The 15446-nt window shown below is 70.1% G+C and carries 14 protein-coding genes and 1 riboswitch; of the genes, 6 read left to right on the forward strand and 8 right to left on the reverse strand.

The features are described from left to right. The first annotated feature begins 642 nt into the window (after positions 1–642). A complete protein-coding gene (locus tag OG410_RS01515) occupies positions 643–960 on the forward strand; it encodes a hypothetical protein (RefSeq protein ID WP_329297382.1) in 318 nt (105 codons plus the stop codon). Positions 961–1211: 251 nt separating this feature from the next. Then, positions 1212–2009, forward strand: coding sequence for an ArsR/SmtB family transcription factor (locus tag OG410_RS01520; protein ID WP_329297383.1), 798 nt, complete (start codon positions 1212–1214; stop codon positions 2007–2009). A gap of 56 nt (positions 2010–2065) precedes the next feature. Here OG410_RS01520 and OG410_RS01525 read toward each other — a convergent pair whose 3' ends face one another. Both OG410_RS01525 and OG410_RS01530 read right to left on the reverse strand, forming a co-directional pair. Further along, positions 2066–2221, reverse strand: a complete 156-nt coding sequence (locus OG410_RS01525) for a hypothetical protein (RefSeq protein ID WP_329297384.1) — start codon at positions 2219–2221, stop codon at positions 2066–2068. Next, positions 2218–2610, reverse strand: coding sequence for a (2Fe-2S) ferredoxin domain-containing protein (locus OG410_RS01530; RefSeq protein ID WP_329297385.1), 393 nt, complete (start codon positions 2608–2610; stop codon positions 2218–2220). Before OG410_RS01530 ends, OG410_RS01525 begins: the two co-directional genes overlap by 4 nt. Before the next feature lie 274 nt (positions 2611–2884). Continuing rightward, positions 2885–3061: riboswitch (cobalamin riboswitch) on the reverse strand. A gap of 432 nt (positions 3062–3493) precedes the next feature. Between OG410_RS01530 and OG410_RS01535 the strand changes: the two genes are divergently transcribed. Then, positions 3494–5035: a hypothetical protein gene (locus OG410_RS01535; RefSeq protein WP_329297386.1), complete on the forward strand. Its 1542-nt coding sequence runs from the start codon at positions 3494–3496 to the stop codon at positions 5033–5035. 24 nt (positions 5036–5059) lie between these two features. Here the strand turns inward: OG410_RS01535 and OG410_RS01540 are convergent, their stop codons facing one another. Beyond that, entirely contained in the window at positions 5060–5821 is a 762-nt protein-coding gene (locus OG410_RS01540; protein WP_329297387.1) for a DeoR/GlpR family DNA-binding transcription regulator, read from the reverse strand. Positions 5822–5911: 90 nt separating this feature from the next. Here OG410_RS01540 and OG410_RS01545 point away from each other — a divergent pair, with 90 nt between their 5' ends. Further along, positions 5912–7120 (forward strand): MFS transporter, encoded by a 1209-nt coding sequence (locus tag OG410_RS01545; RefSeq protein ID WP_329297388.1) that lies wholly within the window; start codon positions 5912–5914, stop codon positions 7118–7120. A gap of 46 nt (positions 7121–7166) precedes the next feature. Here the strand turns inward: OG410_RS01545 and OG410_RS01550 are convergent, their stop codons facing one another. Together OG410_RS01550 and OG410_RS01555 are read right to left on the reverse strand one after the other, a co-directional pair. Further along, positions 7167–7991 carry an MBL fold metallo-hydrolase gene (locus OG410_RS01550; protein WP_329297389.1) on the reverse strand — a complete coding sequence of 275 codons (825 nt, stop codon included), beginning with the start codon at positions 7989–7991 and terminating at the stop codon, positions 7167–7169. 125 nt (positions 7992–8116) lie between these two features. Beyond that, positions 8117–10537: a SpoIIE family protein phosphatase gene (locus tag OG410_RS01555; RefSeq protein ID WP_329297390.1), complete on the reverse strand. Its 2421-nt coding sequence runs from the start codon at positions 10535–10537 to the stop codon at positions 8117–8119. A 289-nt stretch (positions 10538–10826) separates the two neighbouring features. On the opposite strand from OG410_RS01555, the gene OG410_RS01560 reads away from it, so the two are divergent. Continuing rightward, positions 10827–11225 carry a nuclear transport factor 2 family protein gene (locus tag OG410_RS01560; protein WP_329297391.1) on the forward strand — a complete coding sequence of 133 codons (399 nt, stop codon included), beginning with the start codon at positions 10827–10829 and terminating at the stop codon, positions 11223–11225. Positions 11226–11340: 115 nt separating this feature from the next. Next, a complete protein-coding gene (locus tag OG410_RS01565) occupies positions 11341–11763 on the forward strand; it encodes a hypothetical protein (protein ID WP_329297392.1) in 423 nt (140 codons plus the stop codon). A 283-nt stretch (positions 11764–12046) separates the two neighbouring features. On the opposite strand, the gene OG410_RS01570 is transcribed toward OG410_RS01565, so the two are convergent. From OG410_RS01570 to OG410_RS01580, 3 genes are all read right to left on the reverse strand, one after another. Continuing rightward, positions 12047–13243 (reverse strand): NAD(P)/FAD-dependent oxidoreductase, encoded by a 1197-nt coding sequence (locus OG410_RS01570; RefSeq protein ID WP_329297393.1) that lies wholly within the window; start codon positions 13241–13243, stop codon positions 12047–12049. A 112-nt stretch (positions 13244–13355) separates the two neighbouring features. Next, positions 13356–14300, reverse strand: coding sequence for an RNA polymerase sigma factor SigJ (gene sigJ, locus OG410_RS01575; protein WP_329297394.1), 945 nt, complete (start codon positions 14298–14300; stop codon positions 13356–13358). A 518-nt stretch (positions 14301–14818) separates the two neighbouring features. Beyond that, positions 14819–15412: a VOC family protein gene (locus OG410_RS01580; protein WP_329297395.1), complete on the reverse strand. Its 594-nt coding sequence runs from the start codon at positions 15410–15412 to the stop codon at positions 14819–14821. Positions 15413–15446 lie beyond the last annotated feature (34 nt).

The following is a 15446-nucleotide window of genomic DNA, read 5'->3' on the forward strand; positions in this document are numbered from 1 at the left end:
CCGCCGGCCAGCGATTACCGAACCGCCGGCCCGCCGAATCCCGGGACCGGCATGCCCCGAACTCCATGGCGGGGCCTCCCGTGAGGTCACCCGCGGCGTCGGCACTCCGGCCGACGCCTTGGCGACGGGGTTCGCCCTGCCCGATGCCGTCCGAACCAGCGGACAGGTGAGTGATCACCCTTCTACGCTGGCGGCATGACGGGATATCCGGGCTTCGGTGTGCTTCTGGCAAGGCTGCTGGATCACAGGAAGCTGGACATCGGCACTCTGGCACGGCAATCCGGAGTCCCCGAACCCGAGCTCCAAAGGGTCTTCGCCGGCGTCGCGCCGAGCCCGTCCCTGCTCCGACGGCTCGGACCCGCACTCGGCCTCCATGCCGCAGACGTATTCGTGATCGCGGGGGCGACGGTTCCGGACGACCTTTCGCCTCTGGACGCAGAGGCAGGGAGGTGGGTTCCGCAGGTCGTGAGACGTGCCGTAGAGCTCCCGTCCGAGAAGAAGAGCGAGTTGCTCCACCTAGTCCGGTCGTTGCCACAGCGGAAGGTCGTGCAGTCACCGGCGTTCCCGCGGGTCGATGTCCCGCCCCCGGGGCCGCCCGGGGCCCTGCTCGTCCGGATGCTCAGATACAGGAACCTGCATTGGATGGGCATCGCCAGGGTCTTCCACTCCCTGACCGGCCGGTACTGGTCCCCGTCCACGTACGGAATGGTGGGCGCCGGCCGCAAGGAGGTGACCCCCGACCTCGTGGCCGATTTCGGGACCGTGCTGGGCATTCCCGCCGAGGACCTGGGCGCCCTGATGGGCATCCCGCCTTCCGAGGAGCCCCACACTCGGGAGCCGGCGGCGGCCGGCGTGGCCGAGCTGATCTGGGACCTGCGGCGCCTGACCGCCGACCAGGTGCGACACACAGGCAAAGCGGCCGCATCCCTGTGGTCACCTCGACCGAATCCCCGACGCTGATGACGTGTTGAGGGCCAGTCAGCGCCCGCCAGGCAGCCGTCGACCAGATATCCAGATGCCCTCCCGCGTGCTTCGTCCATACGTATCCAGGCGAACTCGCTCGGCCTCGGCACCGCCGAACGGTGCAGGGGCCCGGCGACCCTCGTCCGGCTGCGGGGGCCGACCTTGACATGCAGCTTATTGGCTGCCTAAATTAAAGGCAGCCGGAAGGCTGCATATTGACAGGCGGAGGCCTGGGTACGGGGACGGGCATGGACGAGGTGTTCAAGGCGCTGGCCGATCCGACGCGGCGCGCACTGCTCGACTCGCTCAACGCGCACAACGGGCAGACCCTGCGCGAGCTGTGTACAGGACTCGACATGGCCCGGCAGTCCGTCAGCAAGCACCTCGCGGTGCTGGAGGAGGCCGGGCTCGTCACCACCGTGCGGCGGGGCCGGGAGAAGCTGCACTACCTCAACGCAGCGCCCGTGCACGAGATCGCTCACCGGTGGATCAGCCGCTACGACCGGACCAGGGTCCAAGCCCTGGCGGACCTGAAACTCGCCCTGGAGGAGACCGCGATGGACGCTGCGCCGACCTTCGTCTACACCACCTACATCCGCACCACCCCGCAAAAGCTCTGGCAGGCGCTGACCGAGCCCGCCTTCACCCGCCGCTACTGGTCCACGGAGTTCGCCACGGACTGGTCCGTGGGCTCACCGATGACCTGGGACAACCATGGCGTACAGATCAGCGACCCGAAGCAGGTCGTGCTGGAGGCCGAGCCCTGCAGCCGGCTCTCCTACACCTGGCACGCCATCACCCCGGAGCTCGCCAAACGCTTCGACTGGGACGAGGAGTTGCTCGCCAAGCTGTCCGGCGAGGCCCGCTCGAAGGTCACCTTCACCATCGAGGAGGCCGCCGCGCAGGTCGTGAAGCTCACCGTCGTACACGACGGATTCGAGCCCGGGTCGAGCCTGGCCGGGATGGTCAGCCACGGCTGGCCGAACGTGGTGGCAAGCATGAAGTCGCTCCTGGAGACCGGCGAACCACTCCCGGACGATGCGTGACCGGATGCGTGACCCGACTCGTGGCCCGACTCGTGGCCCGATGCGTGACTTCCCGATCAGGGATCGACGACATCACGAGCTGTCACATCCTGGCGCATCGCCGCAACGATTCGGATCGTCATCAGTTCACCGACCCGCGCCATGACACTGCCGCCCCAGCATTCATGGCGGACCAGAGAAAGAGTGTCCACCAGGCCGGCTTTCGCGCTCATCGCGCCCTCCGGGGCGGAGTGAAGACGTAGAGGTCGAGGATGTCGGGGCAAGGGGCGACGCCGGGGCCACCGGCTTTGACCCAGGCGGCGATGTCGTCCGTGGCATCGGGGTCGTTGACGAGGCCGAGCCAGACCGGGCGGGCGCCCGCGGCACGTGCGGCGGCGGAGGGCTGGACGACGATCACGTTGGCGTGTTCGCACACGTCGAGGCAGGCCGCGATGCGCACCGGTGCGCTCTCGGCCAGGCGTGCTGTCTGCCGGGCGTGATCCACTCCGGTGACTTTCGGGCTTCCGCAGCAGCAGTCCCGGCAGACGACGACGCGGCACGGCGCCGGTTCGACGAGGGTTCGCTCCGTAGGGGCTTCGTCAGGTCGCTCGCGAGATGTCATGCGTCACCCTTCAAACTGCTCGCACCTCGCGACGTCGCCCTTACCGAGGATCGAGAGGCGCGATGCGGCAACAAGGTCGGGTGTCGATCCGGGTAGCCCGCGGCGGCGGACCTCGTCGTGTCCTCGGTGTCGTTCTTCGGGCCGCCGCAGACGGTGGCCGGCACGGCGGTGACCGGCAGGGCGGGTTTGACGTGACGGGCGGGAGTGGGGAGCAAGGGCAGACCTCGGGGTCGGGGCTCGTACGCGGAGCCTGGACTGTGGATGTCCTCCACGCCGGGGCGCGGAGGTGCCAGCAGGTCTTCGGACTCGGGTTCGTCCGGACGAGGCGCCTTCCCGGTCTCCCAGTGGCTCGCGTGCCCCGCCCGTTCCCCTCACCGCTGCGCGTCAGTTCCGGATTCGCACCGGATTCCCTGGCCTCGGATGAGGCTCAACTGGCCTGATGAGGCTATCAAGCTCGTCGTACCGTCAGTTCGTGCGATCGATCACGGGGCACGAGGTACGGGACGAACGTGCTGGTGTTCTGGTCGATCCGCAGAGGACCGGCCGAGGGGCGGTACGGCCTTCCCCGACAGTCCGCCGCTGCCTGCTGTCCACCCTGCCGGTCGTGGCACTGGTCGCATTCGGCTACTGCGCTCTGCCAGCCTGTCCGAGAAGCTTGTGCGCTCAACTCCGGCCCCTATGGCTCCATCTTCAGCCCAAATCCTGTTGGCCGCCCTCGCGGTCGTCATGGTGCGGCGGTCTCCGCGGGAAGGGCAGTGTTCGCGTCATCCGATGAACTCGGATGAGGCAGCACGGGGTCACCCCCGGGGCCGGAGTCTCTGGCAGCGCTCGTATTCTTCGTTCCCTCACATCAATCGGACACAGCGAAGAGACGACGGAATCGATGATCGGCAGCTTTGTGGCCCTCGTGGTGGTCCCCTTGGCCATGGCCGGGCTGGCTCGATGGGCGGCGGCAAGGCGGCGGCATGGCCTGGCAGCGGGCCGGGCCGTTCACTTCCGCTGCCGACTCGACGGCCGCAAGGGCCGACTGCTGGCCGACCCGCGCCTCGACGGACCCGTCTTCCTCGACCGCTCCGGCGGTGCCACTGCCCTGCCGCGCGGCGGCGAGGCCCTGGACGCGACGGTCACCACCACGGGCCAGGCCGCCTTCGAGAAGGTCGGCCTGCGCTACCGGACACCCGACGGCCAGGTGTTGCGGCTGGGCCTGGGCACACACGACGCGCGGACGATCGGTGCCTGGCTGAGCGAACAGGCCCACCCGACCCTCGCACCCGCCCGCCGGCCGCTGTTGCCGACCGCGCCGCTATGGGCAGTGCTGGCGCTCGTGGCGTCGCTGTTCGTGGGCTTGGCCGCAGCGGACTTCGCCCTGCTCGGAAAACACACCTCCGCCGAGGTCGTCCGTCCGAACCGGGCCGAGGACGGCTGCATCGTCAGCTGGGACGGCGGTTCGCAGCATACGACTGTGGACTGCGACACGGCAGACGTCCGTCCGGGCGATCACGTCCCGATCATCGCGCTGCCCTGGCCCTTCCTGGGTGAGGCCATAGATACGCGGACCTCCTTGATCGTGGTCGCCGTCCTCGGGGGCGGCCCCGGTCTGCTCGGCCTTGGCGGCGCACTGGTCATCAGCCCGTTGGCCTGCACCCGACGCGTCCGGAGGGCGCGCCAAGCCGGCCCCGCGATCACCTCACAGGCGGCCGCGAGCGACAAGGAGGACGAGGAGAGCGAGGACAGGTGGCCCACTCTCGAGGACGACCTGAACTACGCGAGCCTCGCCGCCGCGGCCCGTCACGGTGATCGCCACGCTCCGGGGCCCCGGGTGACCTCGCCGCGCCGCGGCTTCGGCCGTACGTCCGTCTCGCCGCGCGTCTGGGTGCTGACCACCGTCCTCGGCACCGGCGCCTGGTACTTCCTGCTGCTCTCCTGCGCCGCCGTCCTCGACGACCCCTTCCACCTGGGGCACCGACGCTTCCTCGTGTTCGGTACGGTCGCCATCGTCTCCCTCGCCCGGCTCGGCTGGTTCATCGTCGACCGGTCCGCCCTCTGCGGCCCGGTACTGCGTGCGGCCCGTTCCGCGGCCGGGGACGACGCATGGCAGCCCATGCGCTGCATCCGGCTGCGCCCGAACCCCGGAGAGCTGGTGCTGGTCCTGTTCCGCCCGGACGGCGGAGACGTGGCGGCACCGGTGCTCCTCCAGCGGATCTCACGATCCCGCGGAAGCGAGCGCCGTACCGTCGGGGGCCCTGCTCCGGTCGGCGACGCCCTGGTGCACGACACCGGCGTGGGCCCGCGGATCTGCGAGATCGACGGCGTCCGCTACCTCCCGAGAGGCCGTGCCGTCGAGACCGCTGCCGACCCCGCACTCACGCGCGCCGAACTGCGCAACCTCGCCGAGAGCCACATCCGACCGGTCGGGCGACGCTAGTGCCGCGTCAGCCAAGGCACTGGATCAGGCGATTTTGACGATGGTGCCCGCGCCTTCGAGCGCCGTCACCTCGTCGGGGGGTGCCGTGGTGTCCGTGACGAGGGTCTGCAGGAGTGTGGAGGGACCCACGTGGGCGAAGGCGGTACGGCCGAGCTTGCCGCCGTCCGTGGCGACGATGGTGCGGCGGGCGGAGGCGATGCCGGCCTTTTTCACCGCGGCGTCGTCGAGATCGTAGGCGGTCAGGCCGTCTGCCGCGCTCAGTCCGCAGCAGCCGATGACGGCGGTGTCGAAGCGCAGGGCCGCGAGTGAGGCGAGGGTGAGGGGGCCGGTGAGGGCTCCCTCGGCGGCGCGCGGCTGTCCGCCGGGCACCACCAGTGTGGCCGGGCCGGGTGTCTCGCCGAGCAGGTGGATGGCCTGCAGGGACAGGGGCATCACAGTGACGGGCCGTTCGCGCAGGAGGCGGGCGACCTCCAGACAGGTGGTGCCGCTGTCCAGTAGGACGCTCTCACCGTCGGCGACGAGGGCGGAGACTTCAGCGGCGATCCGGCGCTTGACGTCGATCGCCTCGTGCGCGCGCAACGCGAACGGGGGCTCCTCACCCCTGAGCAGCAGGCTGCGCGCCCCGCCTCGGACGCGTTCGAGAACGCCCTGCGCGGCCAGGGTGTCGAGGTCACGCCGGATGGTCATCTCGGAGGCGTTGGTCAGCTCCGCGAGTTCCTGGACCGTGGCACCGCCGGAGTCCCTCACAGCCTTCGCGATCAGCCCGTGCCGGTCTGCGTTGCTCATGACGGGATTGAACACCATCAGAAAACAAACATGCAAGATGTTCATTACTGCACTTTTCAAACACGTCGCATGTTCGTTACGGTACGCGGCATGGAACGTTCGCTTCGAGCCGCTCGTGCGGCGACCTATGTCTACTTCGTCCTGTGCGGCACCCTGATGGGCGCCTGGGTGGTGCAGATTCCCGCCGTCGAGGAGCGCGTGGGCATCAGCCACGCGACGCTGGGCGGACTGCTGGTGCTGCTCGGGCTCGGGGCCTTCACGGGGATGCAGGTGGCTGGGCCGCTGACCGATCGCTTCGGCGCGCGCATCGTGGGACCCACCGGCGGCGTGCTGTGCGGCGCGGCCCTGGTGCTCCCCGGTCTTGCCCACGATCCGTGGACGCTGGCCGGAGCCCTGCTCGTCTTCGGGTTCTGCAACGGCTGCCTGGACGTGAGCATGAACGCGCACGCCGTGCACGTGGAGAAGGCGTACGGCCGGCCCGTCATGTCGGGTTTCCACGCCACCTTCTCTGTCGGCGGCGTCATCGCCTCGCTCGTCGGCGCGGGTGCCGCTACCGCCGGCCTAGAACCGGTCGCGAGCATGGCCGTCATGGGAGCCGTGGGCGTCGTGATCGCTCTGGCGTCGGCGCGCGCCCTGCTGCCGCACTCTCCCGCCGTTACCGGCACCGGCTTCGTGGAAGACCCCGAGGTGGCACCGACCGCCACGCGGCGCGCAGCCGGGGGGCGCGTCTGGCTCCTCGCAGTCCTGGCACTGATGGTCATGCTGTGCGAAGGCGCCGCCAACGACTGGAGCGCGCTGCACCTGAAGGACGTCCTCGGTGCGTCCGCCGGCACGGCCGCCTTCGCGTACGGCACCTTCGCGGCGGCCATGACCGTCGGCCGGCTCGTCGCCGACCGCCTCGTCGCCCGGTTCGGTTCCGTGGCGATCCTGCGCCACGGCGCGGCCATGGCCGCCGTCGGCATCACGCTCGTGGCTCTCGGCCCGTGGATGTGGGCCGCTTTCACCGGCTGGGCGCTGTTCGGCCTGGGCCTGTCCGGCACCGTCCCGCAACTGTTCAGCGCGGCCGGGCACACCGATCCCGCGGCCGCCGGTGCCAACGTCTCCCGCGTCGCCGGGCTCGGCTACGTCGGCATGCTCGCGGGTCCCGCCGTCATCGGCTGGCTGACCCACCTCGTCGCCCTGAACCACGCATTCGTCCTGCTGACCCTGCTGTGTGTGACGACCGCTGTGGCCGCCGGGATCCTGCGCACCGGGTCCGACCGCACGCGCCGGTACGAGATGGCACCGAGCGGCCACTGACCGCCGGCGCGGCACGCTCCCGGAGCTCGTGCCGCACAAGGCCCTCTCATCGGTCGGGCTCGCTGCTTCGGGCGAGGTGCTGGAGTTGCCGTTCGTGCACGCCGGGCAGCCAGTCCCTGCCGTACGTGGCCGACGGGCCGACCCGCGGGTCGCCGGGGGCATGGGCGTCACGCAAGGCGTGCACGTACGCGCGGTCCCGGTCGATCCGTACGCGTACCTCGTCACCGCGGCCGACGGACCCGTGCCCGGGGATGACGACATCGACGTCGTCCGCCACGTCCTCGAGCAGCCTCAGTGCGGCGAGGTGGTTCTCGATCGGGTCAGCGGTGTCGTTCAGGTCGAGCATCGGAATCAGTACGTCGGAGAGCATGTCGCCTGCGACGAGAACACCGTGTTCCTCGATCAACAGCGCCGCATGGCCTGGGGCATGCGCGTCATGTTCGATGATCCGGACCAGTGGGCCGTCCCAAGGAATCCGCGCCGTCCCGGCGGGCAGACCGGTAATGAGGCCGAGCAGGTCCAGCGGTACCTGCTCGACAATGTCCGGCGGCATCAACGCGGTCACGCGGGCCTTGGCACCTTCGTCCGGCAGGCGCTCCCGGACAGTGGCCGCGCAGCGTGCCGTGCCGTAACGAGGCGCCGAGCCCAGCATGGCGTGCCAGAGCAGGTGATCCCAATGAGGATGCGTGGAAAACCCCGCCACAACACTCTGCCCAGAATGGGACAAGTCGTTGGCCAGGCAGACCATTTCGTGTCCCAGCACGCCGGCGTCGATGAGCAGCACGCCGTCGTGGCCTTGCACGACGACGGCGTTGCTCTGCACGAACTCGCTCTCGTGGATCAGCACACCCTCCGACACCTGCCTCAGCACGGGGGCTCCTTCCGCTCGCGGTCCGCATCCGCTCGTCGAAACGGTAGTACGTGTCGCGCACCTTTTTCATGTCCGCAGGACGCGAGGTGGACAGTGGCGGTCTCCACTTCGCCGCGATCTTCAGGTCAGGAGGGCGGTATGGGCTGCTCCGTCCAGACTGTCTTGCCGTCGTGGGTGTAGCGGGTGCCCCACCGTTCCGTGAGCTGCGCGACCAGGAAGAGCCCGCGTCCGCCCTCGTCCGTGCTGAGGGCCCTTCGAAGGTGAGGGGACGTGTGGCTGGCGTCGGACACCTCACAGGTCAGACAGTGTGTACGGATGAGGCGCAGAGTGACGGGGCTGTCCGCGTACCGGTAGGCGTTGGTGACGAGCTCACTGGCGACCAGCTCGGTGGTGAAGGCCATGTCCGACAGCCCCCATTCGGCCAGTTTCGCCGTGGTCAGCTCCCTGGCGCGGGCAGCAGCGGTCGCTTCCAGAGGCAGGTGCCAGGTGGCGAAGTTCTCCGGCGGCAGTACCCGGGTACGGGCCATGAGCAGCGCGATGTCGTCGGTGGGGCGGCGGTCCGCGGGCAGCAGCGCTTCGACCACCCCGTCGCACGTGCGCTCCAGAACATCGGCACTGTGGGCCAGACATTCCTCCAGGTTCTCCAGCGCGACATCGATGTCGCCGCCGCGCGCCTCCAGGAGGCCGTCGGTGTAGAGCGCGAGCAGGCTGCCCTCAGGGAGGTCGAGGTCGTACATCTCGAACGGCAGTCCACCCAGGCCGAGCGGTGGACCCGCGGGCAGGTCGAGCATGGTCACCTGGCCGTCCGGCGTGGACAGCAAGGGTGCCGGATGGCCGGCGCGTGCCAGGGAGCAGTGCCGGGAGACGGGATCGTAGACCGCGTAGACGCACGTCGCCCCGACCACCTGCTCGATCGCAGACTGGTTGCCCTCGGCGTTCGTCTCCAGCTCGGCGGCCAGCAGACTGACCAGATCGTCCAGCCGGGCCACCACCTCGTCCGGTTCCAGGTCGAGGCTGGCCAGGGTGCGCACGGCGGCGCGCAGGCGCCCCATCGAGGCCGCGGCGTGGATTCCGTGGCCGACCACGTCTCCCACGACGAGGGCGACTCGGGCCCCTGACAAAGGGATCACGTCGAACCAGTCACCACCGATGCCCGGTTCACCGCTCGCCGGCAGGTACCGGCAGGCCACCTCGACGGCCGGGAGGTCGGACACCGTGCCCGGCAGCAGACTGCGCTGCAGAGTCAGAGCGGCGCTCTGCTGCTGGGTGAAGCGGCGCGCGTTGTCGATACAGACCGCCGCACGCGAGGAAAACTCATGGGCCACTGCGGCATCGTCGTCCTCGAAAGGCTCCGCATCGCGCACTCGCCACAGGCTGACTACGCCCAGTATCTGGCCGCGTGCCATCAGGGGCACCGCGATCAGCGAATGAACGCCGAGACCCAGGGCGACCTCGATCCGCCGCCGGTCCATGGCGTACCACTCGGGGCGGAGGGACAGCAGCCGTTCGAGAATCGGGCGGCGCTCGGCCAGGCACCGCGCCTGCGGAGACTCCGGAAGGAGCGGGACCACGTCGCCCTCCTGGAACGGGACCCGTGGTTCTGGGGGCGAAAGGGCCACTCGCAGGAGCGCACCTGCCGTGTCCAAGGGCAGTTCGTCACCAAGTGCCACCGGCTTCAGGAGGTCCACCGAGCAGTAGTCGGCCAAGCCGGAGACGGCCACCTCGGCCAGTTCCCGGGCCGTCTGCGTCACGTCCAGCGAGGTGCCGATCCGGGCGCTCGCCTCGTTCAGCAGAGTGAGCCTGCGGCGGGCTCGGTAGCGCTGGGTCACGTCCTCGATCGTCTCCGCCACGCCGAGAACCCGGCCCGAGGAGTCTTCCATCCGGAACGCGGAGACGGACACCATCCGCTCCCGCCCGGGAGCATGGCGTGTGCGCGCCGACTGCTCTGTGAAGATCAACGGCTCGCCGGTCTCCAGGACGTGGCGTACCCGTTCCTCGGCCGGACCCGCGTCCTCGTCGACCAGGAACTCACCGGACCGACGGCCCACCGGCGCCTCGGCTGTGATGCCGCTTGCCTTCTCGATCGCACGGTTGACCCGAATCACCTTCCTGTCCGGGCCGTGGATGGCCAGACCGATCGGGGACCGGTTGTACAGGCCGTCCAGCAGCGCGCGGTCCCGCTGCCAGGCAACGACTTCCGCGGCAGGCGCACCGACCAGGAACCACTCCTGACGATCTCCGTCGCGGGTGATCGCACGGGCCCGGAAACCCATCTCCAGGCGCCGTCCGTCGTGGTGCCGGACGGGCAGGACTCCGAACCAGCCCCCTGCCCTCATGGCGTCCACGACGACGGACCGCGCGACCGGCAGGTCACGGGTGTCGACCAGGAGGTCCCGCCACGCCCGTCCGATCACTTCCTTGGCGCGGTAACCCAGCAGCTCCTGCGCACGTGCGCTCCAGCCGACCACTGTTCCGTGATCGTCGAACACGGCCGAAGCGGCATGCCCCAGGGCGAACGGATCCTCCGGACTCTCACTGAAATGCATCGAAGGCGTCCCCATAACCACCATTCTGTCTCCGTGACTCCGATGTTCCTCCTCCCGGTCGCCGTCCGCGACTCTCCCGTTCCTCTCGGCTCGGCGGTTCGACAGGGGTGACATGGCGGCGCTCAGCGCATGCAGGCAAACGCCTGCGGGGAAGGGGTGGCCACGGCTCGGGACCACTCCAAGCCCGGCCATCGTTCGATCCTGCCGGGCCCGACCCCGTGGTGCGACGGTTTCCCAGTCGGCACAGAGGCAGGCGGTGTCCGGCCCGCTTTCGCGTTACCGTCGCGCCATGTCCAAGACCGATATAGACGCAGTGACCGCAGAGTTCTTCGGTGCCTTCGACAACCGGGACGGCAAGGCTGCCGACGTGGACCGGATCAGCCGACTGGTTCTCCCGGACGGTGTGATCGTCAAGACCGGCCCGGAGTTCACCGTCTACACCGTGGACGAGTTCATCGAGCCCCGCCGGCAGCTGCTGACCGACGGCCGCCTGGTCGAGTTCTCCGAGTGGGAGACCTCCGAACGGACAGAGATCGCGGGCGATATCGCTTCGCGGTTCAGCGAGTACAGCAAGTCCGGGATCTTGGACGGCCGGCGGTACGAGGGAGTGGGTGCGAAGACCCTCCAGTTCGTCCGCACGTCACAGGGCTGGCGGATCACGGCGATCGCCTGGTACGACGAGCCCTGACCCCGACACGGATCTCTCAACTGGGCCTAGAAATACTTACCTTGACAGCAGGCGGCAGGTCTCGCGCGAGCCTCGGCCCGGCTGAGGCGGCAGGCACTGACTATGCTCTCGGCGCATGGACCCGATCTTCCGGCTTCCGCCTCAATCCCCTCTGGCCACGGCTGTTTCCGACGACTGGGGTCTGCTCCCGCTGCGCGTGCCCATGGGCTGGAACGTCATCTACAACACCCTGTTGGCCCGGCGTCTGCCGGATGGAAGGGTCGAGGTCAGCGACTCCGAGGACCTGTATTGGGCACGTACCGCCCGACCGCCGTGGCTGACGGCGCAAAAGGCGGCGTCGAGGGGTGGCCTGCAGGCCAGGGAGATCAACATCGACGCCGGGTGGTACCCGGGCTGCGGCTTCCGCATCGTCGTCCTCGATCCTGACTGGGATCATGAGCACGCCTCCCACACCACATCCGACCTCGGTGAGTTCGTGACCACCCTTGAGGGGTGGATGCGGCTGATCACCGAGCGCGGGGAACTCCCCAAGGCGTGAGACAGCCCGGGAAAGCGGCTGTACGTGCGTGCTCGCCGCCTTCCGGCATGACCGTCGAGTGATCCGGCCCGGCACCGCTGCCGCTGCCACCGCGACCGGGCAGCCCGGTCGACCGCTGCCCGACCTCCGGCAACCGCACCACCTGCCGTACGAGGTCGTGCTGACGGGCGAGAAGGGGCGGCCCGTGGAGCAGGTGCGAGGCGGCCGGCGGCGGGAGCCGAGCCCCCGCCGTCCGAGCCCCGGGTGTCCGGCCCGGGGCTTCGGCCGGTTCGGCCGGGGCGGGTCAGGCGGTCGCCTCCGCGGGGGCCAGGTCCTGGGTCTCCTGCCGTACGACTCGTCGGCGCCGGGACGGCATGCCCACCGTCGGGTTGGCGACGCCCCAGGCCGCGCCCTTGCAGATCAGCTCCTTGTAGAGGGCGGCCACGCGGCCCGTCAGGGCGCGGTCGACCGCTCGGTCGTCGGCGGTGACGAACTGGATCAGGCCCTCCCTGCGGCCGAGGGAGACGCACTGCTGGAAGTAGCGGATGGAGACCTGGGGGACCTTGGTGCCGGTGAGGCGGGCCGCGATGGCGTCGGCGGCCTGCCAGGCCATGGGGACGCCCGAGGCGCAGGACATGCGGAGCGGCTTGTCGTGGGGGCCGACGGCCAGCGCGGCGTCACCGACGGCGTACACATCGGGGTGGGAGACCGAGCGCATCGTGCTGTCGACCACGATCTGGCCGCGGTCGGTGACCTCCAGGGTGGTGGCCCGGGCGATCGGGTGGACGGCGAAGCCGGTGGTCCAGACGGTGACCGCGGCGGGAACGGTCCGTCCGTCGGCGGTCGTCACCCCGTCCGCCGTCACCGCGGTGACCGCGGCGTGTTCGTGAACCTCGATGCCGAGCCGGTCGGTCACCTTCCGCAGGTGAGTGCGGCCCTTCTCCGAGAGCCAGTCGCCGAGGGCGCCGTGCGCGGCCAGGGAGACGTTGAGGTCAGGGCGGGCCTCGGCGATCTCGGTCGCGGCCTCCAGGCCCGTCAGGCCGCCGCCCACGACGGCCACGGGCATACCGGCGTCCAGCGCGGCGAGGCGGTCGCGGAGGCGGCGGGCGCCCGGGCGGCTGGCCAGCTCGTCGGCGTGTACCGCGGTGCCGGGGACGTCTCCGTCGTTCCAGCCGCTGCCGAGGGCGTAGACCAGGGTGTCGTAGGCGAGCTCGGCCGGGCCGTCGGCACCGGTGACGGAGACCGTCCTGCGGTCGGCGTCCACAGCGGTGACCTTCGCCAGCTTCAGCTCCACACCCGTGCCGGCGAACATCTCGCCGAACAGCCGCGGCTTGAGGTCCTGGCCCGTGGCGACCTGGTGCATCCGGACACGCTCGACGAAGTCGGGCTCCGGGTTGACGAGGGTGATGGTGACGTCCTCGCGGTGCAGCCTCTTGGCGAGGCGGCCGGCGGCGGTGGCTCCGGTGTAGCCGGCTCCGAGGACGACGATGCGGTGCTGCATGTCCGTGCTCCTGTCTGGGCGGGTCCGCCGTTGTCCGGCGTGGTGTCGCCCCTTGAACCGGGCAGCCCGGCGTTTCCTGACAGGATCGGAATGTGACCTGCGCCACACCATGTCAGAGCGTGTAGAGCGGTCCCTCCCCGTGCTCCGTGGCGGCCCACCGCCGGGTCGCGCGAACGAGTTTGTCGGGGTTGACCTGGCTCCGGACGGCCGCGATGCCGTCCGCGGTGACCTCCAGGCAGGTGATCCCGACGACCCTGCCGTCCACGACGGCGACGATCGCGGGTCCGCCGTTGGCGGTCGTGGCGTACATGTCGGGCGCGCCGCCGATGTACTTCCGCTTGGCGTCGCTGGGCTTGAAGAGACCGCGCAGGAACGTGGCGACCGCTTTCGCGCCCTCGAACGCCTTCGCGCGGGCCGGGATCTTGCCGCCGCCGTCGCCGACCGAGACGGCGTCCTGGGTGAGCAGGCGGATGAGGGGGTCCGTGCGGCCGCTGGTCGCCGCCACCATGAACTCCTCGACGATCCGCCGTGCGGCGTCCTCGTCGACCTCGGTGCGCGCCTTGCCCTCGGCGACGTGCTTCTTGGCCCGGTGGTAGATCTGCTGGCCTGCCGCCTCGGTGATGTCCAGGATCTCGGCGATCTCCCGGTGCGGGTAGTCGAAGGCCTCCCGCAGGACGTACACCGCGCGTTCCTTGGGCGACAGGCGCTCCAGCAGGACGAGGACGGCGTACGACACGGACTCGCGCTGCTCGGCGGTGTCTGCGGGGCCGAGCATCGTGTCCCCGGCGAGCAGCGGCTCGGGGAGCCACCGTCCCACGTACGTCTCGCGCCGCGCGCGGGCCGAAGTCAGCTGGTTGAGGCAGAGGTTGGTGAGGACCTTGGTCAGCCAGGCCTCGGGAACCTCGATCCGGCCGATGTCGGTGGCCTGCCAGCGCAGGAACGTCTCCTGTACGGCGTCCTCCGCCTCGCCCGACGAGCCGAGCAGCCGGTAGGCGATGGCCTCCAGCCGGGGCCTGGCGGCCTCGAATCGGTCCACGTCACTCATACTCAGGGCCATGCCTGCGATCTTAGGCGCCTCGGCGCCGGATCGGCAGGGCGGTCCTCCGCCTGACAACGACGGAGGTCTACGGGCTCGTTGGCAGACCGAACCGCCGCCGAGCGACCGGGGCCGGGCCCGCACCGCACCGCACCCGCGGCTTCAAGTGCGGTCCCGAGGTACCCGCCGATGTCACCACGCACGCGGACTTCGCGGCCGCCAACGTCAACTACTGGGTCACTCCGGACGACGCGAACGCCGACGAGCGCTCAGGCGGCCTGGTGGTGCACGACATCGACGCACCCTTGTCCTGGGGCTTCGACACGTACAACGGCCGCCAGGACCTGATCCGGCCGTTCCTGCAACGCCGACGGGCCCCTGCTCCACGGCGACCGCGAGGCGGAGGTCCACCGTCCCCGGCTGCCAGGACCCGGAACGACCGGCGTCAGACCGGCGTGGCGGTCGGCGACGTTCACCCGTGCGGGTCGGAAAGGTGCCCCTGCACAGGTGTCACGCGGTGGCAGGCAGCACGGGCCCGGTCAGTTCGTGACGTGGAACTCGTTGCCGCCGGCGTCGAGGAACTCGCCCGGTTCCCCGTCGCGTTGGGTGACCTCCAGCCGCAGCCTGTTCCGCCCCGCCTTCGGCGCCGCGGGCGGTCCCATCACCAGCGAGACCGTGCTGGAGGGCCACCGGCGCAGCCGGACGCCCCAGTCGTGGTGCTCGACCGCGTGCCAGTCGGCCCGGGACTGCCAGAAGGCCGACTGCGCGAAGCGGTCTTCCTCGGCGACGTCGAGGCAGATCGCGACGAGGCCGGAGTCGGCGAGCACGCCGGGGTGGCCAGGACGCAGCACGCAGAACTCGTTGCCCTCCGGATCGGCCAGCACGTCCCACGGCACGTCCCCCTGGCCGATGTCGACCCGCGTCGCACCGATTGCGACCAGGCGTTCAACCTCGGCTTCCCAGTCGGGTCCCCCGGCCAGGTCGAGGTGGAGTCGGTTCTTGGGCGACGCCTTCGGGTTCGCGGTCGGTTCGAAGCGCAGCCGCAGGCCGCCCGTCCGGCCCTTCGTAGCGTCCAGCCAGAAGCGGTCCATTCGCGCGGCATCCAGCGCGTCGATCACGATCCCCGTCAGCAACCCGTTCCCCCAAGCCGTCGAACCCCTCAGCTCC

This window comes from Streptomyces sp. NBC_00659 (genome assembly GCF_036226925.1).
Classification (GTDB): domain Bacteria; phylum Actinomycetota; class Actinomycetes; order Streptomycetales; family Streptomycetaceae; genus Streptomyces.

Coding starts and splice junctions, on each gene's coding strand:
- OG410_RS01515 (WP_329297382.1), top strand. CDS start 643: ATGGGCATCGCCAGGGTCTTCCACTCCCTGACCGGCCGGTACTGGTCC.
- OG410_RS01520 (WP_329297383.1), top strand. CDS start 1,212: ATGGACGAGGTGTTCAAGGCGCTGGCCGATCCGACGCGGCGCGCACTG.
- OG410_RS01525 (WP_329297384.1), bottom strand. CDS start 2,221: ATGAGCGCGAAAGCCGGCCTGGTGGACACTCTTTCTCTGGTCCGCCAT.
- OG410_RS01530 (WP_329297385.1), bottom strand. CDS start 2,610: ATGACATCTCGCGAGCGACCTGACGAAGCCCCTACGGAGCGAACCCTC.
- OG410_RS01535 (WP_329297386.1), top strand. CDS start 3,494: ATGATCGGCAGCTTTGTGGCCCTCGTGGTGGTCCCCTTGGCCATGGCC.
- OG410_RS01540 (WP_329297387.1), bottom strand. CDS start 5,821: ATGAGCAACGCAGACCGGCACGGGCTGATCGCGAAGGCTGTGAGGGAC.
- OG410_RS01545 (WP_329297388.1), top strand. CDS start 5,912: ATGGAACGTTCGCTTCGAGCCGCTCGTGCGGCGACCTATGTCTACTTC.
- OG410_RS01555 (WP_329297390.1), bottom strand. CDS start 10,537: ATGCATTTCAGTGAGAGTCCGGAGGATCCGTTCGCCCTGGGGCATGCC.
- OG410_RS01560 (WP_329297391.1), top strand. CDS start 10,827: ATGTCCAAGACCGATATAGACGCAGTGACCGCAGAGTTCTTCGGTGCC.
- OG410_RS01565 (WP_329297392.1), top strand. CDS start 11,341: ATGGACCCGATCTTCCGGCTTCCGCCTCAATCCCCTCTGGCCACGGCT.
- OG410_RS01570 (WP_329297393.1), bottom strand. CDS start 13,243: ATGCAGCACCGCATCGTCGTCCTCGGAGCCGGCTACACCGGAGCCACC.
- sigJ (WP_329297394.1), bottom strand. CDS start 14,300: ATGGCCCTGAGTATGAGTGACGTGGACCGATTCGAGGCCGCCAGGCCC.